This window comes from Pseudomonas fluorescens, from assembly GCF_902498195.1.
Taxonomy (GTDB): Bacteria; Pseudomonadota; Gammaproteobacteria; order Pseudomonadales; family Pseudomonadaceae; genus Aquipseudomonas; species Aquipseudomonas fluorescens_BU.
This window is the reverse complement of sequence record NZ_CABVIY010000001.1, coordinates 264,665-284,713: the sequence shown is the minus strand read 5'-3', so window position 1 is coordinate 284,713 and position 20,049 is coordinate 264,665. Positions and strand designations below refer to the sequence as shown.

The 20,049-nt window shown below is 61.7% G+C and carries 15 protein-coding genes; 3 read left to right on the top strand and 12 right to left on the bottom strand.

The window, feature by feature from the left end:
• Window positions 1-16 precede the first annotated feature (16 nt).
• Genes F8N66_RS01245 through F8N66_RS01225 form a run of 5 tightly spaced genes read right to left on the bottom strand, consistent with a single transcriptional unit; the run spans window position 17 to window position 4,181 of the window.
• The gene (locus tag F8N66_RS01245; protein ID WP_150768446.1) at window positions 17-289 is read right to left on the bottom strand and encodes a DUF2160 domain-containing protein; all 273 of its coding nucleotides are present in this window, start codon (window positions 287-289) and stop codon (window positions 17-19) included.
• Window positions 290-299: 10 nt separating this feature from the next.
• Window positions 300-1,100: a carbohydrate ABC transporter permease gene (locus F8N66_RS01240; protein WP_046032508.1), complete on the bottom strand. Its 801-nt coding sequence runs from the start codon at window positions 1,098-1,100 to the stop codon at window positions 300-302.
• 8 nt (window positions 1,101-1,108) lie between these two features.
• The gene (locus F8N66_RS01235; protein WP_056854628.1) at window positions 1,109-1,975 is read right to left on the bottom strand and encodes a carbohydrate ABC transporter permease; all 867 of its coding nucleotides are present in this window, start codon (window positions 1,973-1,975) and stop codon (window positions 1,109-1,111) included.
• Window positions 1,972-3,087: an ABC transporter ATP-binding protein gene (locus tag F8N66_RS01230; RefSeq protein ID WP_150768445.1), complete on the bottom strand. Its 1,116-nt coding sequence runs from the start codon at window positions 3,085-3,087 to the stop codon at window positions 1,972-1,974. Before F8N66_RS01230 ends, F8N66_RS01235 begins: the two co-directional genes overlap by 4 nt.
• Complete coding sequence (locus tag F8N66_RS01225; protein ID WP_150768444.1) at window positions 3,087-4,181, bottom strand: ABC transporter ATP-binding protein; 1,095 nt, start codon at window positions 4,179-4,181, stop codon at window positions 3,087-3,089. The genes F8N66_RS01230 and F8N66_RS01225 overlap by 1 nt, the downstream gene beginning before the upstream one ends.
• A gap of 360 nt (window positions 4,182-4,541) precedes the next feature.
• On the opposite strand from F8N66_RS01225, the gene F8N66_RS01220 reads away from it, so the two are divergent.
• A complete protein-coding gene (locus F8N66_RS01220) occupies window positions 4,542-6,374 on the top strand; it encodes a sigma-54-dependent Fis family transcriptional regulator (protein ID WP_150768443.1) in 1,833 nt (610 codons plus the stop codon).
• Window positions 6,375-6,575: 201 nt separating this feature from the next.
• Here the strand turns inward: F8N66_RS01220 and cysS are convergent, their stop codons facing one another.
• Window positions 6,576-7,958, bottom strand: a complete 1,383-nt coding sequence (cysS, locus tag F8N66_RS01215) for a cysteine--tRNA ligase (protein ID WP_150768442.1) — start codon at window positions 7,956-7,958, stop codon at window positions 6,576-6,578.
• A gap of 15 nt (window positions 7,959-7,973) precedes the next feature.
• Window positions 7,974-9,671 (bottom strand): glutamine--tRNA ligase/YqeY domain fusion protein, encoded by a 1,698-nt coding sequence (locus tag F8N66_RS01210; RefSeq protein WP_150768441.1) that lies wholly within the window; start codon window positions 9,669-9,671, stop codon window positions 7,974-7,976.
• 247 nt (window positions 9,672-9,918) lie between these two features.
• Between F8N66_RS01210 and F8N66_RS01205 the strand changes: the two genes are divergently transcribed.
• Both F8N66_RS01205 and lpxH read left to right on the top strand, forming a co-directional pair.
• The gene (locus F8N66_RS01205; RefSeq protein WP_150768440.1) at window positions 9,919-10,422 is read left to right on the top strand and encodes a peptidylprolyl isomerase; all 504 of its coding nucleotides are present in this window, start codon (window positions 9,919-9,921) and stop codon (window positions 10,420-10,422) included.
• Complete coding sequence (lpxH, locus tag F8N66_RS01200; RefSeq protein WP_150768439.1) at window positions 10,419-11,171, top strand: UDP-2,3-diacylglucosamine diphosphatase; 753 nt, start codon at window positions 10,419-10,421, stop codon at window positions 11,169-11,171. The genes F8N66_RS01205 and lpxH overlap by 4 nt, the downstream gene beginning before the upstream one ends.
• A 122-nt stretch (window positions 11,172-11,293) precedes the next feature.
• On the opposite strand, the gene F8N66_RS01195 is transcribed toward lpxH, so the two are convergent.
• From F8N66_RS01195 to F8N66_RS01175, 5 genes are all read right to left on the bottom strand, one after another.
• A complete protein-coding gene (locus F8N66_RS01195; RefSeq protein ID WP_150768438.1) occupies window positions 11,294-12,826 on the bottom strand; it encodes a DHA2 family efflux MFS transporter permease subunit in 1,533 nt (510 codons plus the stop codon).
• A 155-nt stretch (window positions 12,827-12,981) separates the two neighbouring features.
• Window positions 12,982-14,184 (bottom strand): efflux RND transporter periplasmic adaptor subunit, encoded by a 1,203-nt coding sequence (locus F8N66_RS01190; protein WP_150768437.1) that lies wholly within the window; start codon window positions 14,182-14,184, stop codon window positions 12,982-12,984.
• A 15-nt stretch (window positions 14,185-14,199) separates the two neighbouring features.
• The gene (locus F8N66_RS01185; protein WP_150768436.1) at window positions 14,200-15,669 is read right to left on the bottom strand and encodes an efflux transporter outer membrane subunit; all 1,470 of its coding nucleotides are present in this window, start codon (window positions 15,667-15,669) and stop codon (window positions 14,200-14,202) included.
• A complete protein-coding gene (locus F8N66_RS01180) occupies window positions 15,659-16,141 on the bottom strand; it encodes a MarR family winged helix-turn-helix transcriptional regulator (protein WP_150768435.1) in 483 nt (160 codons plus the stop codon). Before F8N66_RS01180 ends, F8N66_RS01185 begins: the two co-directional genes overlap by 11 nt.
• Before the next feature lie 248 nt (window positions 16,142-16,389).
• Window positions 16,390-20,016 (bottom strand): translocation/assembly module TamB domain-containing protein, encoded by a 3,627-nt coding sequence (locus F8N66_RS01175; RefSeq protein WP_150769198.1) that lies wholly within the window; start codon window positions 20,014-20,016, stop codon window positions 16,390-16,392.
• Between the last annotated feature and the right edge of the window lie 33 nt (window positions 20,017-20,049).

The following is a 20,049-nucleotide window of genomic DNA, read 5'->3' as shown; positions in this document are numbered from 1 at the left end:
TTGCCGAGCGATTCGACTAGCCCCAACGCATCACAGCCAACAGCCACACCAGGGACAACGCGAACGCTATCCAGATGCTCCAGTCGGTCACGCCGATTACCAGCAAATGCAGGTAGGCGCTGCCGAGAAGACCGATGAACAGCCGATCGCCACGGGTGGTGGCAATCGGCAAAAAGCCACGCCGAAGAATGCTCGGCGAACGCAACTCCCAGGTGGTCATGCCCACCAGGATCAAGCCAATCACAATGAAGAATGCCGCCGTCGGGACGGTCCAGCTCATCCATTCCATCATCAATTCCTCATACCCGGCCCAGGGCAAAGCCCTTGGCCACATGGTTGCGAACAAACCAGATCACCAGCATGCCGGGCAGGATGGTCAACACCCCCGCCGCCGCCAGCACGCCCCAGTCGATGCCGGACGCCGACACGGTGCGGGTCATCACCGCCGCGATCGGTTTGGCGTTCACCGAGGTGAGCGTTCGCGCCAGCAGCAGTTCGACCCAGGAAAACATGAAGCAGAAAAACGCCGTGACACCGATGCCGGAGCCGATCAGCGGGATGAAAATCTTCACGAAGAACTTGGGGAAACTGTAGCCGTCGATGTAGGCCGTTTCGTCGATTTCCTTCGGCACACCGGACATGAAGCCTTCGAGAATCCACACCGCCAACGGCACGTTGAACAGGCAATGGGCCAGCGCCACGGCGATGTGGGTGTCGAACAGACCGATCGAGGAATACAGCTGGAAGAACGGCAGCAGGAACACCGCCGGCGGCGCCATGCGGTTGGTCAGCAGCCAGAAGAACAGGTGCTTGTCGCCGAGAAAGCGATAGCGCGAGAACGCGTACGCCGCCGGCAACGCCACGCTCAGGGAGATCACCGTGTTCAGGCTCACGTAATACAGCGAGTTGAGGTAACCGGTGTACCAGGCCGGGTCGGTGAAGATCACCTTGTAGTTATGGAAGGTGAAATCCTGGGGAAACAGCGTCAGGCCGCCGAGGATTTCGGTGTTGCTCTTGAAGGACATGTTCAGCAGCCAATAGATCGGCACCAGCAGGAACAGGATGTAGATCAGCAGCGGAATCAGCTTTCTCTTGCTCATGGCGGGCCTCAGCGGTTGGCGTCAGAGTGAGTCATGGCGGTGTAGAACAGCCAGGACACCAACAGGATGATCAGGAAGTACACCAGCGAAAACGCCGCCGCCGGGCCGAGGTCGAACTGCCCGATCGCCATCTGCGTCAGGGTCTGGCTGAGGAAGGTCGTGGCATTGCCCGGCCCGCCACCGGTGAGCACGAACGGCTCGGTGTAGATCATGAAACTGTCCATGAAGCGCAGCATCACCGCGATCAGCAACACGCTCTTGAGCTTGGGCAACTGAATGTGCCGGAACACCGCCCAGGCCGAGGCCCGGTCGATGCGTGCCGCCTGGTAGTACACATCCGGAATCGCCCGCAGGCCGGAGAAGCACAACAGGGCGACCAGCGAGGTCCAGTGCCAGACATCCATCACCAGTACGGTGACCCAGGCGTCCATGGTGTTGGCCGCATAGTTGTAGCTGATGCCCATGGCGTTGAGGCTCGAACCGAGCAAGCCGATGTCGGCCCGGCCGAAGATCTGCCAGATGGTGCCGACCACGTTCCACGGGATCAGCAGCGGAATCGCCAGAATGATCAGCACCACCGACGACCAGCGACCCTTGGTCGGCATGGTCAGGGCAATCGCGATCCCCAGGGGGATTTCGATCAGCAGCACGCAGGCCGAATAGATGAACTGGCGCAGCAACGAGTCGTGCAGACGCGGGTCGAGCAGCACCTGCTTGTACCAGTCGGCGCCGACGAAGTAGCGGCTGGACTGGTCGAAGATGTCCTGCACCGAGTAGTTGACCACGGTCATCATCGGGATCACCGCACTGAACGCCACCAGCAGGAACACCGGCAGCACCAGCCACCAGGCCTTGTTGTTCTGCACCTTGTTCATGGCTGCACCTCACCGATAGCTTGCGGCTCCAGCAGGAATTCGTCGGCATAGACCATCAGCCATTGAGCTGGAAAACTGATGTACGCCGTGCCTTCAGGCACCGGCTTGTCTTCGGCCAGGCGTACTTTGAGCGGCACGCCGTCGAGGCTCAGTGTCATGATTTTGTAGGTGCCAAGGTCTTCGACGTGTACGACTTGTGCCCGCATCGCGTCATCAAACGGCTCGTCCCACACGTGCACGAACTCCGGCCGAATGCCGACCTTCAAGGTGTGCCAGGTCGACTCGGCGATGCGTTTTTGCATGGCCTCTGACAGCGGCAAATGGGTTGAGGCGAACCCGACACCGCCCGGTTGCGGCTGCACCTCGATCAGATTCATGCCGGGGCTGCCGATGAAATAGCCGACAAAGGTGTGGCTCGGCCGCTCGAACAATTCCCGCGGCGTGCCGAACTGCACGATCTGGCCGCCGTACATCACCGCGATCTTGTCGGCGAAGGTCGAGGCCTCCAGCTGATCGTGGGTGACGTAGACCATGGTGATGTTGAACTGCTCGTGGATCTGCTTGAGCTTGCGCCGCAGCTTCCACTTCAGGTGCGGGTCGATCACCGTCAGCGGTTCATCGAACAGGATCGCCGACACGTCGTCGCGCACCAGCCCACGGCCCATGGAGACTTTCTGCTTTTCGTCGGCGGTGAGGTTGCGGGCTTTTTTGTCGAGCAGGTTCTGCAGGTCGAGGACTTCAGCGATTTCCTGCACCTTGGTGTGAACTTTCGCCTCGGCCATGCCCTGGTTGCGCAACGGGAAGGCCAGGTTGTCGAACACCGTCATGGTGTCGTAGACCACCGGAAACTGGAAAACCTGGGCGATGTTGCGTTTCTCCGGCGTCAGGTCGTTGACCGCCTTGCCGTCGAACAGCACATGGCCCTGGGACGGGCTGAGCAAGCCGGAAATGATATTGAGCAAGGTCGACTTGCCGCAGCCCGACGGCCCGAGCAAGGCGAAGGCGCCGCCCTGCTCCCAGATATGATCCATCTCGCGGATCGCGTAGTCCTCGGGACCGCTCGGCGTCTTGGTGTAGCTGTGGGCGAGGTTCTGCAAACGGATTTCGGCCATCAGGCAACCCTCGCGATACGCCGGCCCGGCGCCTGGACCAGCCGCCCCTGCGTATCGAACACAAACAGTTTATGGGTCGGGATGTAGATGCGGATCGGCGCATCGACGTCGTATTCGTGAACGCCGGGCAAGTGCAGCACCAGCAGGAAATGCTCGTTGCGCACGTGCAGGAAGGTTTCCGAGCCGCTGATTTCCGCGACTTCGACGGTCACAGCCAGTTCCAGGTCATCGTCGTTGCTCGGCACCAGCGAGATATGACTGGGGCGCACACCGAAGCGGAACTCGCCCTCGCCCACCGGACGCAAATCGACGTTCAGCGGGAAGTGCACGAAATTGGCGAAACTCACCTCGTTGCCGGCAATGCGACCCGGCATCAGGTTGATCGGCGGCTCGGAGAACAGTTCGGCTGCCAGCACGGTCTGAGGCTGGTGATAGACCTCCGACGACTTGCCACTCTGAATCACCCGGCCCTCATGAAGAATGGTCGTGGTGCCGCCCAAAGCCAGGGCTTCGTTGGGCTCGGTGGTGGCGTAAATGGCGATGGTGTGGCGGGCCTTGAACAGCTCGCGCATTTCCTGGCGCAGCTCTTCACGCAACTTGTAGTCGAGGTTGACCAGCGGTTCGTCGAACAGGATCAGCTCGGCGTCCTTGACCAGCGCCCGGGCCATGGCCGTGCGCTGCTGCTGGCCGCCGGAGAGTTCGAGGGGATAGCGCTTGAGGAATTTCTCGATGCGCAGCATCTTCGCGGTTTCCAGCACCTTGCTCTGGATCAGCTCGCTGGACACGCCGGCCTGGCGCAAGGGCGAGGCGATGTTCTCGAAGACGGTCATGGTCGGGTAATTGATGAACTGCTGATAGACCATCGACACGTTGCGCAGGCGTACCGGGCGCTGGGTGACATCGACGCCATTCATCAGGATGCGACCGCTGTCCGGCTTGTCCAGCCCGGCCATCAGGCGCATGAGACTGGTTTTGCCGGACAGCGTGCGCCCGAGCAAAACGTTGAAGGATCCGGGTTCGAAACTAAGGCACGCATCATCGATCCAGGTCTGGCCCTCGACGGTGCGGCTGACATGCTCCAGGGTTAATGACATGGCTCGGCCTTTTTTATTTTTGGAGTCAAGCGACCGGAGCTGTATAGCGACATTTGTGCCAGAAATTTCAAGCCATTGATCTGTTTGGAAAATCTTTTGAATCGCAAAAAATTCGCGTTCGATGCTGAACACAAATGAACAATCGAGGCTGAACAACTGAACAGTTCAACGATTGACAATGAACATTAGTGAACAACACTCTATGAACTGTTCGCGGCCCTTGTAGGAGCTGCCGAAGGCTGCGATCTTTTGATCTTGCTTCTAAAAATCAAAAGATCGCAGCCTTTGGCAGCTCCTACACGTGTTGTTCCGCGGCGAACAAAATAAAAACAATAAGAGCTGGTTCAGAGATCAACTGCCATGGCCGCACCTGCCCCCGCGTTATCCCACGACGCCATCATCCAGGACTCCTGGAAACGTTGCCGCGCATTCGGCCTTAGCCACCAGAGCACGCCGGCCTTCGATCAGCTGCCAGCCGAAGGCATTGCCCAGTTGCTGGAAAGCCAGCATTCACTGGTGCAGACCACCCATCAGGAAGTGCTGCCGTACTACGAGAACATCCTGAGCAACTCCAATTGCCTGATCATGCTCGCCGACAATCAGGGCCAGGTGCTGACGTCCTGGGGCACCCAGCGTTTTATCGAGCCGAGCCTGACCCGCGGCTTCAGCGCCGGTGCCAGCTGGATGGAGCGTTGCAGCGGGACCAACGCCATCGGCACGGCCCTGGCTTGCGAGCAAGCGGTGCATATCGAGCACGACGAACACTTTCTCAAGGCCAACCGTTTCATGACCGGCTCCGCCGCGCCGATTTTCGATGCCGAGCGCAAGGTCATCGCCGTCCTGGACGTGTCCAGCGACAGCTACCTGCCGCCGTCTCACACCCTGGGCATGGTCAAGATGATGAGTCAGACCGTGGAAAACCGGCTGATCCTCAACCTGTTCCACGGCCAGCATTTCCAGCTGACCTTCAACACCGGCCTGAACAACCTCGACAGCCAGTGGGCCGGGTTGCTGATCTTCGACGAGAGTGGCCAGGTGCTCTCCGCCAACCGGCGCGCCGACAATTTGCTGGGCGTGCGGCTGTCCCGAGTCAGTGTCGAGAGTCTGTTCAAGGTCTCGTTGCTGGAGCTGTTGAATCAGCCCGAGGGGTTGCCGTTCTCCCTGCAAACCTCCGGGCGCAATCGTTTCCAGTGTCTGCTGAAACGGCCAAAGCAGGTCGCCATTCAGGCAAGGGTGTTCACTGAACCCGTCGTCGCAGCACCGGCCGCCATCAGCCTCAGCACCCTGCACTTCGGTGACAGCCGCGTGGAAAAAGCCGTGCGCCAGGCCGAGCGCCTGCTGGAAAAAGACATTCCACTGCTGATCCACGGTGAGACCGGCGTCGGCAAGGAAGTCTTCGTCAAAGCCCTGCATCAGGCCAGTTCGCGCAGTAAACAACCGTTCATTGCCGTCAACTGCGCGGCGATCCCCGCCGAACTGGTGGAATCTGAGCTGTTCGGCTACGAAAAGGGCGCGTTCACTGGCGCCAACCAGAAAGGCAGCATCGGCCTGATTCGCAAAGCCGATAAAGGCACGCTGTTCCTCGATGAAATCGGCGACATGCCACTGCCGACCCAGGCCCGGCTGCTGCGCGTGTTGCAAGAGCGTTGCGTGCAACCGGTGGGCAGCAGCGAGTTGTTTGCGGTGGACATCCGCATCATCTCGGCGACCAACCGTTCCTTGCGCGAACAAGTGCAATTGGGGCGTTTTCGCGAGGATTTGTATTACCGCATCGGTGGACTGACCCTGGAGTTGCCGCCGCTACGCGAACGCAGCGACAAGCAGGCGCTGTTCAAGCGTTTGTGGGAGCAACATCGCGAACCAAGCCAGTGGGCCGGTTTGAGCCATGAAGTGCTGGAGCTGTTCGATCGCCACCCGTGGCCGGGAAACTTGCGCCAAGTCAGCAGCGTGATGCAGGTGGCGCTGGCCATGGCCGAGGAGCAACCAGTGCGGCCGGAGCACTTGCCGGATGATTTCTTCGTGGACATGGAGATGGAGCCGGTGGATACACCGCAGCCGTTGGCGGTGGATCTGGATGATGCGGAGGATTTGAATCGGCAGTTGCAGGCGGTGGGGGGGAATATTTCGCACTTGGCGCGGCGGCTGGGAGTTAGTCGAAATACCCTGTACAAGCGGTTGCGCCAGGCGGAATGACAATTCAACCGCACCTGTTTTAGCCGGCTTAAGACCATTCGCGAGCAAGCCCGCTCCCACATTGGATCTGCGTCGTGCACAAGACCCATGTGGGAGCGGGCTTGCTCGCGAAGGCGCCAGCCGGGGCACCGCTAACCTTGCGCCTGGCCCCAAAACAAAAACCCGCACAAGGCGGGTTTTGTTTGGTAAGCACTACAACAATCAGTCAGCCAATCGCCAGGTCGTCCCGCCCTTCCCGTCTTCCAGCACCACGCCCATGGCGGTGAGCTGGTCGCGGATGCGGTCGGATTCGGCCCAGTCCTTGCCGGCACGCGCTGCCAAGCGTGCAGCAATCAGCGCATCGACTTCGGCTGCATCCACGCGCCCTTCGGCACCGGCTTGCAGGAAGTCTTCAGCTTCGAGCTGCAACACACCGAGTACGCTCGCCAGTTCTTTCAAACGGGCGGCGAGACCGGCAGCGGCGTTCAGATCGCTCTCGCGCAGACGGTTGATCTCACGCACCATCTCGAACAGCACCGCGCAGGCTTCCGGGGTGCCGAAGTCGTCGTTCATCACCTGGGTGAAACGCTCGACAAAGGCTTCGCCGCCGGCCGGCGCCACGCTCGGCAGGCCTTTCAACGCGTGGTAGAAACGCTCCAGGGCGCCCTTGGCGTCCTTGAGGTTGTCTTCCGAGTAGTTGATCGCGCTGCGGTAGTGGCTCGACACCAGCAGGTAACGCACGACTTCCGGGTGGTACTTGTCGAGTACGTCGCGGATGGTGAAGAAGTTGTTCAAGGACTTGGACATCTTCTCGCCATTGATGCGGATCATGCCGCAATGCATCCACGCGTTGGCGTAGGTCTTGCCGGTGGCCGCTTCGCTCTGGGCGATTTCGTTTTCGTGGTGCGGGAACTCCAGGTCGCTGCCGCCGCCATGAATATCGAAGGTCTCGCCCAGGCAGCAGGTCGACATCACCGAGCACTCGATGTGCCAGCCCGGACGCCCGGCGCCCCACGGCGATTCCCAGCTCGGCTCGCCCGGCTTGACGCCTTTCCACAATACGAAGTCCAGCGGATCTTCCTTGGCTTCGTCGACTTCGATCCGCGCACCGATGCGCAGGTCTTCGATCTTCTTGCGCGACAGCTTGCCGTAGCCCATGAACTTGCCGACGCGGTAGTACACGTCGCCATTGCCCGGGGCGTAGGCGTAACCCTTGTCGATCAGGGTCTGGATCATCGCGTGCATGCCAGGGATGTGGTCCGTGGCGCGCGGTTCCATGTCCGGCTTCTGGATGTTCAGCCGCGCTTCGTCTTCGTGCATCGCCGCGATCATGCGTTCGGTCAAGGCTTCGAACGACTCGCCGTTCTCGTTGGCCCGGTTGATGATCTTGTCGTCGATGTCGGTGATGTTGCGCACGTAGGTCAGGTCGTAACCGCTGAACCGCAGCCAGCGGGTCACCAGGTCGAACGCGACCATGCTGCGGCCGTGGCCCAGGTGGCAGTAGTCGTACACGGTCATGCCGCACACGTACATGCGCACCTTGTTGCCATCCAGCGGCTTGAAGACTTCTTTGCTCTTGGTGAGCGTGTTGTAGATGGTTAGCACGTTAAATCCTTTGAATCACTGGCCCCACGAATCACGCAGGGTCACGGTACGGTTGAATACCGGCTGGCCTGGTTTCGAGTCCTTGATATCCGCGACGAAGTAGCCTTCGCGCTCGAACTGGAAACGGTCTTCCGGCTGTGCGTTGCCCAGCGAAGGCTCGGCACGACAACCGGTGAGTACCTGCAGCGAATCAGGGTTGATGTTGTCCAGGAAGCTGGCGCTGTCTTCAGCCTTTTCAGGGTTCGCAGAGCGGAACAGGCGATCGTACAGGCGCACTTCACACTCGACGCTGGCCGCAGCCGGCACCCAGTGGATCACGCCCTTGACCTTGCGGCCTTCCGGGTTCTTGCCCAGGGTGTCCGGGTCGTACGAGCAACGCAGCTCGACGATGTTGCCGTCGGCGTCCTTGATCGCTTCGTCGGCGCGGATCACGTAGCTGCCACGCAGGCGCACTTCGCCGGCCGGTTCCAGGCGCTTGTAGCCTTTTGGCGGCTCTTCCATGAAGTCTTCACGGTCGATGTAGATCTCGCGGGCGAACGGCAGCGCGCGCACGCCCATGTCTTCTTTCGGGTGGCACGGCAGTTCGAGGTTCTCGACCTGGCCTTCCGGGTAGTTGGTGATCACGACCTTCAGCGGACGCAGTACGCACATGGCGCGTGGCGCGCTGTGGTCGAGGTCGTCGCGGATGCTGAATTCGAGCATGCCGAAGTCGACCACGCCGTCGGAACGGTTGGTGCCAATCATTTCGCAGAAGTTGCGGATCGATTTCGGCGTATAGCCACGGCGGCGGAAACCCGACAGCGTGGACATGCGCGGATCGTCCCAGCCATTGACGTGCTTCTCATCGACCAGCTGCTTGAGCTTGCGCTTGCTGGTGATGGTGTAGTTCAGGTTCAGGCGGCTGAATTCGTACTGGCGCGGGTTGGCCGGCACCGGCAGGTTTTCCAGGAACCATTCGTACAGCGGACGGTGGCTTTCGAACTCCAGGGTGCAGATCGAGTGGGTGATGCCTTCGATGGCGTCCGACTGACCGTGCGTGAAGTCATAGTTGGGGTAGATGCACCACTTGTCGCCGGTCTGGTGGTGATGGGCGTGGCGGATGCGGTACATGATCGGGTCGCGCAGGTTCATGTTCGGCGAGGCCATGTCGATCTTCGCCCGCAGCACGCGTGCGCCGTCCGGGAACTCGCCGGCGCGCATGCGGGCGAACCAGTCGAGGTTTTCTTCCACCGAGCGATCGCGGAACGGGCTGTTCTTGCCCGGCTCGGTCAGGCTGCCACGGTATTCCTTGGCCTGCTCGGGGCTCAGGTCATCGACGTAGGCCTTGCCGGCCTTGATCAGCTCGACCGCCCAGTCGTGCAACTGGTCGAAATATTGCGAGGCGTAGCGCACTTCACCGGACCACTCGAAGCCCAGCCACTTGACGTCGCTTTCGATCGCGTCGATGTATTCCTGGTCTTCCTTGGCCGGGTTGGTGTCGTCGAAACGCAGGTGCGTGACGCCACCGAACTCCTGGGCCAGGCCGAAGTTCACACAGATCGACTTGGCGTGACCGATGTGCAGGTAGCCGTTGGGCTCAGGCGGGAAACGGGTGACGATCTGCGTGTGCTTGCCCGAGTCCAGGTCTGCCTGGATGATCGGCCGCAGGAAGTTGACCGGCACGGCAGGGCCGGTCTTGGCATTCGAGGTAGGGTCGACAGTGGGCTTGCTCATAGGATCCTTGGCGTACAAGTGCATGGCCTGCTAAGGGCCGGACAAAACAAAGCCGCTATCATAGCCGATGCCGTCAAGCCGCTGACAGAGCAGGCCCGAAAACGGCTGCATTTAATCGGATGCCAATGAAAAACAGCCTCGAAATTCGCGGCCGTCGCGCTAAACTGCGCATCTTGGTCGACGCCGACCAACACGGTTGAGGGCCTTGTTGCCCCGAAACCCACGAATTCCTCAAAGAGTAGCCAACATGACCCAAGTCAAATTGACCACCAACCATGGCGACATCGTCCTGGAACTGAACGCTGAAAAGGCACCGATCACCGTTGCCAACTTCGTCGAATACGTCAAAGCCGGTCACTACGAAAACACCGTTTTCCACCGCGTCATCGGTAACTTCATGATCCAGGGCGGCGGTTTCGAGCCAGGCATGAAAGAAAAGAAAGACAAGCGCCCAAGCATCCAGAACGAAGCCGACAACGGCCTTTCCAACGACAAGTACACCGTCGCCATGGCCCGTACCATGGAGCCGCATTCGGCTTCCGCGCAGTTCTTCATCAACGTGGCTGACAACAGCTTCCTGAACCACAGCGGCAAGAACGTTCAAGGCTGGGGCTACGCGGTATTCGGTAAAGTGACCGCGGGCCAGGACGTTGTCGACAAGATCAAAGGCGTGGCCACCACCTCCAAGTCCGGCCACCAGGACGTACCCGCAGACGACGTGATCATCGAGAAAGCCGAGATCATTGAGTGATATTGCTGATTTCAGACTTGCATCTGGAAGAGGAGCGCCCGGACATCACCCGGGCGTTTCTGGATTTGCTCGCCGGACGCGCCCGCTCGGCCAGTGCGTTGTACATCCTGGGCGACTTTTTCGAGGCGTGGATTGGCGACGACGCCATGACCCCCTTCCAGCGTTCCATCTGCCAGGCCCTGCGCGAATTGAGCGACAGCGGCACGGCCATTTTCCTGATGCACGGCAATCGCGATTTCATGCTCGGCCAGGCCTTCTGCAAACAGGCCGGCTGCACCCTGCTGAAAGACCCGAGCGTCGTGCCGTTCAACGGCGAACCCGTGCTGCTGATGCACGGCGACAGCCTCTGCACCCGCGACGAAGCCTACATGAAGCTGCGTCGCTACCTGCGCAACCCCGTCACCCTGTTCATCCTGCGGCACCTGCCGTTGCGCACGCGGCATAAACTGGCGCGCAAACTGCGCAGTGAAAGCCGTGCGCAGACGCGGATGAAGGCCAATGACATTGTCGATGTCACGCCGGAGGAAATTCCGCGGATCATGCAGCAATACGGGGTGAAAACCCTGGTCCATGGTCACACTCACCGTCCCGCCATCCACAAGCTGCAGATTGGCGATCAGGCGGCCCGGCGCATTGTGCTCGGGGATTGGGATCGCCAGGGCTGGGCGTTGCAGGTGGATGAGCAGGGGTTTGCGCTGGCGCCGTTTGATTTTGCCCCGCCGCCGCAACTTGCTGCACCCACTCTCTAACACCGAACGCAAATCTCCTGTGGGAGCGGGCTTGCTCGCGAAGGCGGAGTGTCAGCCACATCTATGTTGTCTGACACCCTGCATTCGCGAGCAAGCCCGCTCCCACATTGGTCCTGCGGTGTTTAATGGCCGGCGGATGCCGCAGGGCCAGCCTTGGCGGTAAATGGCGGCTTGGCCAGCCACACGATCAGGATCAGGCCCATGAACATCCAGCCCATCAGGGTGAAGTAATCCACCGTGGACATGATGTACGCCTGGCTGACCACCGTCTGCTCCAGCTGCGTGTAGGCCTTGGCCCCTGCCCCGCCCAACTGCGCCAGCGCCTCGCGGGTCGCCGGATCGTACTGGGTGATGCTTTCGGTCAGGTAGGCGTGGTGTTGATCGGCACGACGGATCCAGATCCAGGTGGTCAGGGAGGCCGCGAAGCTGCCGCCCAATGTACGCAGGAACGTGGCCAGGCCGGAGCCGTCGGCAATCTGGTTCGGTGGCAAATCCGACAGCAGGATGGTCAGGGTCGGCATGAAGAACAGCGCCACGCCGATGCCCATGAACAGTTGCACCATGGCGATGTGCTGGAAGTCCACTTCATTGGTGAAACCGGCGCGCATGAAACAGCTCAGGCCGATGGCCAGGAATGCCAGCCCCGCCAGCAGCCGCATGTCGAAACGCGGCGCGTATTTGCCGACGAACGGTGACAACAGAACCGGCAGGATACCCAGCGGCGCCACGGCAAACCCGGCCCAGGTCGCGGTGTAGCCCAAGCGTGTTTGCAACCATTGCGGCAGGATCAGGTTGATCCCGAAGAAGCCCGCGTACCCCAGGATCAGCACGATGGTGCCGTAGCGGAAGTTGCGGTGGGCGAACAGCCGCAGGTTGACCACCGGGTGTTCATCGGTCATTTCCCAGATCACGAAGAACGCCAGGGCGACCACGGAAATCACCGAGCCGATAATAATGAAGCTCGATTCGAACCAGTCGGCGTCGTTGCCTTTGTCGAGGACGATCTGCAAGGCGCCGACGCCGATGATCAAGGCGATCAGGCCCACGTAATCCATGGGTTGGCGGCTGGTGACCACCGGACGCTTCTTCATCTGTTGGGTCACCACCCACGCGGCGAACAGGCCGATGGGCACGTTGATGAAGAAGATCCACGGCCAGCTGTAGCTGTCGGTGATCCAGCCCCCGAGAATCGGCCCGGCAATGGGCGCCACCACCGTGACCATCGCTAATAACGCCAGGGCCATCCCCCGTTTCGCCGGTGGATACACTGCGATCAGCAGCGTCTGGGTCATCGGGTACAACGGCCCCGCCACCACCCCTTGCAGGACCCGGAAACCCACCAGTTCCGGCATCGAGGTGGAGATCCCGCACAGGAACGAGGCCAGCACGAACAACAGCGTCGCCCAGACAAACAGCTTCACCTCGCCGAAGCGCCGGCTGAGCCAACCGGTCAGCGGCAGGGCAATGGCGTTGCTCACGGCGAATGAGGTGATCACCCAGGTGCCCTGCTCCGAACTCACGCCCAGGTTGCCGGAAATCGTCGGCAACGCCACGTTGGCGATGGTGGTGTCGAGCACCTGCATGAAGGTCGCCAGCGACAGGCCGATGGTGCTGAGCAGCAGGCTGGGGGGCGTGAAAGAGGCGTTATTGCTCATCGCGAATCCTATGAAACTAGACGGGGGCCGCGCCCGTTACAGACACAGCTAACCCTGTGGGAGCGGGCTTGCTCGCGAATGCAATGCAACATTCGACATTGTTGTATCTGAAACTCCGCATTCGCGAGCAAGCCCGCTCCCACAAGAGGTCGGTATCAGCGGTTCGCGGTCTTGCTGACCGCGGCGCTGTTGTCGTGAATCAGTTGCGTGATCATGGCGTCGGCTTCGGCCAACTGGCGGTCATAGATGTTGGTGCTGAACGACGCCTTCTGCGGCGGCTGTTGCGCCAGCACCGGGCCGCTCTGGTCATGCAGGTCCACATCGACCACGGTCGACAGGCCCACCCGCAACGGGTGTTTGGCCAGTTCTTCAGCATTGACGTGAATCCGCACCGGTACCCGCTGCACGATCTTGATCCAGTTACCGGTGGCGTTTTGCGCCGGCAACAGGGCAAACGCACTGCCGGTCCCGGCGCCGAGGCTGTCGATGGTGCCGCTGTAGGTCACGTCGCTGCCGTAGAGGTCGGCTTCAATTTCCACCGGCTGGCCGATGCGCATGTCGCGCAGTTGGGTTTCCTTGAAGTTGGCATCGATCCACAGCTGATCCAGCGGGATCACCGCCATCAGTGCCGTGCCCGGCTGCACCCGTTGACCCAGCTGCACAGTGCGCTTGGCCACGTAACCGGTGACCGGCGCGATCAGGGTGCTGCGGGCATTGTTCAGGTAGGCCTGACGCAATTGCGCGGCGGCGGCCATCACATCAGGATGGGACGAGACCACGGTGTCATCCACCAGGGCGCTGGTGGTCTTGAGCTGCTGTCTGGCGTTGGCCAGGGCGTTCTGCGCCGAGGTCAGGTCGTCACGGGCGTGGGACAGTTCTTCCTGGGAAATCGCCCCGCCGGCGGCCAGGTTTTTGCGCCGGTTGAAGTTGTCCTGGGCTTTCTGCACCTCGGCCTGTTGCGCATTGACCTGGGCTTTCATGCCGTCGACGTTGCTGTACAAGCCACGCACCTGGCGCACGGTGCGCGCCAGTTGGGCCTGGGCATTCTGCAAACCGATTTCGGCGTCGTTGGGGTCGAAGTTCACCAGCACCTGGCCTTCATGGACCAGATCGCCATCGTCGGCGCCGATGCTCACCACCGTGCCGGTGACCAACGGGGTGATTTCCACCACGTTGCCGTTGACGTAGGCGTCATCGGTGCTTTCGCTCCAGCGACCGTAGAAATCGTGGTAAGCCCAGACAGCCGCGCCGCCCAGCGCGACCACCACGGCGAGGGCCAGCAACATGAACTTTCGCTTGCCCGCGTTGGGATTGCCCGGTGCGTTTTCAGGGGTTTGAGTTGTATCGGCAGTGGCCATGACAAATACCTTGAATTAGTGAGTCAGCGTGGCTGGAGTAACGTCAGCCGAGGCGACGGCCTCAGGCTGAAAACCGCCACCCAGCGCCTGCATCAGTTGGATCGACAGGTCGATCTGCTCGGCATTCAGGTTGGCCAGCTGACGCTGGGCCTGGAGCAATTGCTGCTCGATGCTGAGCACGTCCAGGTAGTTACCGATGCCGGAACCGTACCGCTGGACCACGGTGTTGTAGGAATCCTGGGCGATGTCGGTGGCGTGCTGCTGGGCAGCGATCTGCCGGCCGATATCGCGCAACTGGTTGATGCTGTCGCTGACATCCCCCAGCGCCCTCACCAGGCTTTTGTTGTACTGCGCCACCGCGAGGTCATAGTCGGCGTCGCGGGAATCGAGGTCGGCGCGCAGGCGGCCACCGTCGAAAATCGGCAGGGAAATGGTCGGCGCGATGTTGAAGAAGCGACTCGCCGAACCGAACATCGCATCGCCCAACAAGGATTCGGCACCGGCCGCGGCGCTGAGGTTCAAGTTGGGATAGAAGCGGGTCTTGCCGGCGTCGATGTTCTTGCTCGCCGCCTCGACCCGCCAGCGCGCCGCCACCAGGTCCGGACGGCGACCCAGCAACTCGGCCGGCAGCACCGACGGCAACGCCACGGCGCTGGCCATGAGGATGTGCGGACGGGCAATCTCATTGCCGCGATCCGGGCCTTTGCCGAGCAGCACGGCCAGGGCGATTTTCGCGCTTTGCAGGCGTTTCTCGGCGTCGATCAGGTTGGCTTGGGAGGTGGCTTCCAGGCTTTCGGTCTGCTGGAACTGATACTGGCTGTCGATCCCGGCACTCAGTCGACGCTTGCTCAGATCGAGCATTTGTCGGGTGCGCTTGAGGTCTTCGGCAGACAGGTCGTAGACAATGTGCGCCTGCCCCAGATCGCTGTAGGCGCGGGCGACATCGGCGGACAGGGTGAGCTGCGCCGCCTGTTGATCGACTTCGGCGGCACGCGCCTGACCCAAGGCGGCTTCCCAGGCGTCACGCTGGCCGCCCCAGAGATCGAAGTTGTAGTTGAAGCTGACGCCGAGGCTGCGCAAGGTCGAGTAGCGGTCGCCCTGCCCGCTCGGGTCCTGATCGCGGGCCAGACGCGAACGGCTGACGCTGGCGCTGGCATCGAGGGTCGGCATGCGTTCGGCGTCGGCAGCCGACGCAGCAGCGGCGGCCTGGTGGGCGCGGGCATCGGCGATCTGCATGTCCGGGCTGTCGTGCAGGGCTTCGCGGATCAGACCGTCGAGCTGCGGATCACCGAGACTTTTCCACCAGTCGCTTTTCGGCCAGGCCGCCGGCGACAGCGTCACGCCGCCAAGGGATTGCCCGGCCTTGAGGTTTTTCGCATCGAGGCTGACGCCTTCGGTGCTCAGGCCACTGTAGCTGGCGCAACCGGCCAGGCTCATGGCCAACAGCACCAGACTCAAACCGGTGCGCAGGGTTTTACTGTTCATGGTTGCCACCTAAGCGCAGCACCGTGATCGAGTCACCGGCTGCCAGCAGTATTTTCTTGAGGATCTCTTCCAGGGTGCGCAGTTCTTGCGGAGTGACAGCGCCCGCCAGCTCGTTCATGGCCTCGGCGCCGATGTGCGGCAGGCGATCGGCGAGCTTCTGGCCCTCTTCGGTCAGCACCAGGCGCACCTGACGGCGGTCTGCTTCGGAGCGTTGGCGCACGAGAAAGCCTTTCTGTTCCAGACGATCGAGCATGCGGGTCATCGAACCGCTGTCCAGGGACAGGTGCCGGCACAGCTCGCCCGGCGAGTCGACGCCGTACTGGGCCATGATGATCAGCACCTTGAACTGCGCGGCGGTGATGCCGTGGGGTTCCATGTGCGTGTCGATGATCCGGTCCTTGAGCAGCGCGGCGCGCCCGAGCAACAGACCGAGATGGCAATTGTGGAAATTGTCCGGAGAGAAATGCTTCATCTGACCACCCGTTAGCTGCCTAGGCAGTGAATGTATGTCGAAATATTACTGCCTAGGCAGCCAATGTCAACGTAATAGTTAGGTTGCTTGGTAATTAGTTGACCGATGGTGTCGGGATTTGTGGCGACCGCGCTGACGCCTTCGCGAGCAAGCCCGCTCCCACATTTGATCCGCGGCGTACGCAGAATCAGTGTGGGAGCGGGCTTGCTCGCGAAGGGAACTACCCGGTTTCTGGAGGGAATGCGGGCCTAGAAATCCCGTTTGTAGAAGATGTCCAGCGAACTGGCCACACCGCCCGCGGCTTCGAGGTAGACCTTTTTGCTCAGCTTGTAGCGCAAGGCAATGGTATTGGCCGGCTCGAACACGCCGACGCCATAGCGCAGGCTGAGTTTCTCGGAGAGGTTGCCGCTGGCGACCACGCTGGTGGTGTTGCCGCTGCCCTGGGTATCGAGTTGGAAGTCCTCGATGCCGAGGTTCTTCGCCAGGCTGCCGGTCACCCCGGAACTGCCCATCAGGCCCAACCCGAGCGCGGCCTGGGCGAGCATGTTGTTGTCCTCGCCGTTGGTGCTTAACGGCCGCCCCAGCACCAGGTAGGACAGCGCCTGCTCCTGGCTCATGGCCGGTTCGGAGAAAATCTGCGTGGTCGGCTGTTCGGCGCTGCCGCTCAAGCGAATGCCGGCGATCACGTCGTCGGTCTGGCGAATGGCTTCGATATCCAGATACGGCTGGTCGATGGGGCCGGCAAACAGCAGGCGCGCCCGGCGCACCGTCAGGCGCTGGCCGTAGGCGCGATAACGCCCATCGTTGAGCCAAAGCTCGCCACGGGTGTCGAGGTTATCGCCGATGTGCACATGCCCCTTCAGGTTCGCCGTCAGGCCAAACCCGGCGAAACTCAGCTTGTCGTCGCCCACCACCACATCGATGTCCATCACCGTGGCCATCGGCGGCTTGCCCTCCTCGGTCTGCTGGCCGACGATGACCGTGTCATCGGACACCTTGACCGTCGAGGGCGGCAACTCGCGAATGGTGATGTCGCCCTTGGGCACCAGGACTTTGCCGGCGACCGCCAGCTTGTCGTCCTTGATCGAAATCTTCAGGTCCGGCGCCACTTCGAGCTTGGCGTAAGGCTCGACGGTGACCGGCAACTGCGCGCCCTTGAGCGCCAGGTCCACCACCAGCGCCTGGCCCCAGGCAATGTTGCCGTTAAGGCTGCCCTGGCCCGCCTTGCCACTTTTCCAGCCGCCGCTGAGTTGCACAGTTTCGCCGGCAATGACTGCCTGAAGCCGCAAGGCTTCGATCTCCATCGGCAATTCAGGGCCGGACACCTCGCCGTCGCTGAGTAACAAATTGCCGTTGACCTGCGGTGCCAGCAGCGTGCCTGCAATCGTGCCGCTGCCGTTCAAGCGCCCGGTCAGCTTTTCGACCATGGGCACAAACGGACGCGCCACCGACAGATCCAGGCCATTCAAGCGGAATGAACCGCTCAAGGGTTTGTCCTTGGCCAGCGGGTTGATCTGCGCCTGCACCATCAACTCGCCGAGCTTGCCGCCGACGAAATTCAGGTCAGTGTCGATACGCTTGGGCGTGAGTGTGCTGGTGAGTTTCAGGGTCTGGTACGGGAAGTCCAGCCACTGGTCTTTGTCCTTGATCCGCAACGTGCCCCCGCTGGCATCGATGCTGATCTGACCGTTCGGGCCGCTGGCCGGTACGTCCAGTTGCACGTCGGCATTGAGCCGGCCCTTCCAGGCAAAATCCTTCGGCAGCCACTGGGCGAGGCTGTCGATCGGGAATTGCTTGAGGTGATAACGCAGCTTCGGTTCGGGCATCAGGCGCTGGTCTTCACCGCACAGGCTGGCGGTGCCGGACATCCAGCAATGGGCGCCGAAGTTGATTTTGCCATCCGCCAGCCGCTCCAATTTTGCCGGCCCTTGCAGCCGCCAGTCCTGGCCACCGGCCTGGATATCGCCACTGGCCAGGCGTCCGCGCCAGTTGCCCTTGTCCAGCGCGCCGTCCAGCCCGAGAGCCAGTTTCAGCTTCGGCCCTTGCAGGTCGAGGCTCAGTTTCTGGTTCCTGATGTCGCCCTGGCCGCTGGCGGTCAAGGTACCGAGCGAGGTGTCACCGGTCTGGATGCCGCTGCCCTTGAGGTCGATTTTCGCCCGTTGCGCACTGTCGAGGGTGGCATCCAGGTTCAGGCTTTGCAGGCGATTATCAGCAAATGCCAGTTGCGAACCTTGCAGCCCGAGCTTGCCCTGGGGCGCCTTGAGCGTGCCGGCGACGTCGACCCGGCCATTGATCTGGCCGCGTAATTGCGGCCAGAGCTGGGCCAGTCGCGGCAACTTGATGTCGATCTGCCCGGCCAGTTTCTGTTGCAGGCTGCCCTTGCCATGGATGCTGTTGTCGCCCAGGCGGATTTGCAGGGCATTGAGGTTCCATTGCTCGCCGCCACCATCGGCCTTGGCTTGCAGGACGGCCGGCTGGCCACGCAACTTGCCCTTGAGGTCGAGGTCGGCGGTCAGGCTGAGTTTCTCATTCTTCATTTCGCCTTTGCTGCGCAACGGTCCGGCGAGGGTGCCCGGCAGCTCCGCGACCCAGTACGCCGGGTTGATCGCCGACAGGTCCAGCGCGGTGTCCCAGGCGATGCCGTCGGCGAATTGCAGGTTCAGGTGCCCTTCGGCCTTACCCTGCCCCGCAGTCAGTTGAATCTGTTGCAGGTAGATTTTCGTCAGGTCGCCGGCGAACGGGCTGCTCAGGCTGAACGCCCCGGCCGGGCCGTCCGCCTTAGCGTCGAAGTGGCCGAGGTACTTGCCGTCGGTGTAGGAAACTTCGCCCTTGAAGGTGCGCAAGGCGACTTCCGGTTCGTCGATCAGCGGATAGAGGCGGTGCCAGGGGAAATCCAGCCAATCGACTGTGGCCTCGGCATTCAAGCCTTTGCTCCAGTCCAGTTGCCCCGTCAGCTTGAGGCTTTGCTTGTCGTTGGCCGTCAGGTCCAGCGCGGCGATCTGCGCGCCGCTGGCGTCGACCTTGCCTTGTAGCGCCAGCGCGACCGGGCCCTGTTCGGCGGGCAGCGTCGCCTTGGCGTTCAACTGGTAACCGTTTTTAAGATCGCCAGCGCCCGTAAGTTCCAGCTGATTGAGTTGCAGGGTGTCCGGCAGATCGGCGCCGGGCTTGAAGCCGTCAGCGGTGATACGCACCTTGGCCGGCAGGTTTTCCACCAGCGGTTGCAGCTCGCCGGTCAGTTGCCCGTTCAGGTATCCGCTGCTGTCGGCGGTCAGGTTCAGGGTTTTCAGCAGGTCGCCATCGACCTTCAAAGCCAGCGCCCACGGTTCGGTGCCTGGCGCAGGCAGCGTGAGTTTGCCTTGAGCCTTGAGCGGCCAGTGGCCGGTGGGTTGCAGCAGGCCGGACAGGTTCAGGCTCAGCTCGTCGCGTTGCAGGCTCACCGAGTCGATCTGCAAGCCGTTGGCCGTCCAGTGCGCCGCCAGTTGCAGGCCCTTGAGCTGTTCGCTGCCGTTGAACAGCAGGCTGCCGACCTTGACATCGCCCAGTTCGAGGGCCACGGGCAGCCGCACATCCGGAAGGCTGATCGGTGCGCTGCTGTCTTCTTCGACACCCGGCGCAAATTGCAGGCTGACCCGGTCGGCCTGCAATTGATCGATGCACAGCGTCATGCGCGTCAGGCACAACGGCGACCAGGCGAAAATCACCTGGTCCAGCTCGACCCGGCTGCTGTCCTGCTGCCACAGCACATGGTCGGCACTCCACTGCCCGCCCAAGCGTCCCTGGAAATTGTCCAGGCTCAGACCCGGGACGAATCCCAGCGCCCAGCGACTGCCCGTCGCCGTCCCCAGCACCGTGGCCAGCGTCAGAACCAGCAGCATCACCAGCGTCAGAATCGCCAGCAGCGTGATTGC

What these genes read in the sequence shown, in the direction of transcription:
- F8N66_RS01230 (WP_150768445.1), bottom strand. Translation starts at nt 3,087, where the DNA reads ATGGCCGAAATCCGTTTGCAGAACCTCGCCCACAGCTACACCAAGACG.
- F8N66_RS01190 (WP_150768437.1), bottom strand. Translation starts at nt 14,184, where the DNA reads ATGGCCACTGCCGATACAACTCAAACCCCTGAAAACGCACCGGGCAAT.
- F8N66_RS01210 (WP_150768441.1), bottom strand. Translation starts at nt 9,671, where the DNA reads ATGAGCAAGCCCACTGTCGACCCTACCTCGAATGCCAAGACCGGCCCT.
- F8N66_RS01175 (WP_150769198.1), bottom strand. Translation starts at nt 20,016, where the DNA reads ATGCTGCTGGTTCTGACGCTGGCCACGGTGCTGGGGACGGCGACGGGC.
- F8N66_RS01205 (WP_150768440.1), top strand. Translation starts at nt 9,919, where the DNA reads ATGACCCAAGTCAAATTGACCACCAACCATGGCGACATCGTCCTGGAA.
- F8N66_RS01235 (WP_056854628.1), bottom strand. Translation starts at nt 1,975, where the DNA reads ATGAACAAGGTGCAGAACAACAAGGCCTGGTGGCTGGTGCTGCCGGTG.
- F8N66_RS01180 (WP_150768435.1), bottom strand. Translation starts at nt 16,141, where the DNA reads ATGAAGCATTTCTCTCCGGACAATTTCCACAATTGCCATCTCGGTCTG.
- F8N66_RS01185 (WP_150768436.1), bottom strand. Translation starts at nt 15,669, where the DNA reads ATGAACAGTAAAACCCTGCGCACCGGTTTGAGTCTGGTGCTGTTGGCC.
- F8N66_RS01225 (WP_150768444.1), bottom strand. Translation starts at nt 4,181, where the DNA reads ATGTCATTAACCCTGGAGCATGTCAGCCGCACCGTCGAGGGCCAGACC.
- F8N66_RS01245 (WP_150768446.1), bottom strand. Translation starts at nt 289, where the DNA reads ATGGAATGGATGAGCTGGACCGTCCCGACGGCGGCATTCTTCATTGTG.
- F8N66_RS01240 (WP_046032508.1), bottom strand. Translation starts at nt 1,100, where the DNA reads ATGAGCAAGAGAAAGCTGATTCCGCTGCTGATCTACATCCTGTTCCTG.
- F8N66_RS01195 (WP_150768438.1), bottom strand. Translation starts at nt 12,826, where the DNA reads ATGAGCAATAACGCCTCTTTCACGCCCCCCAGCCTGCTGCTCAGCACC.
- F8N66_RS01220 (WP_150768443.1), top strand. Translation starts at nt 4,542, where the DNA reads ATGGCCGCACCTGCCCCCGCGTTATCCCACGACGCCATCATCCAGGAC.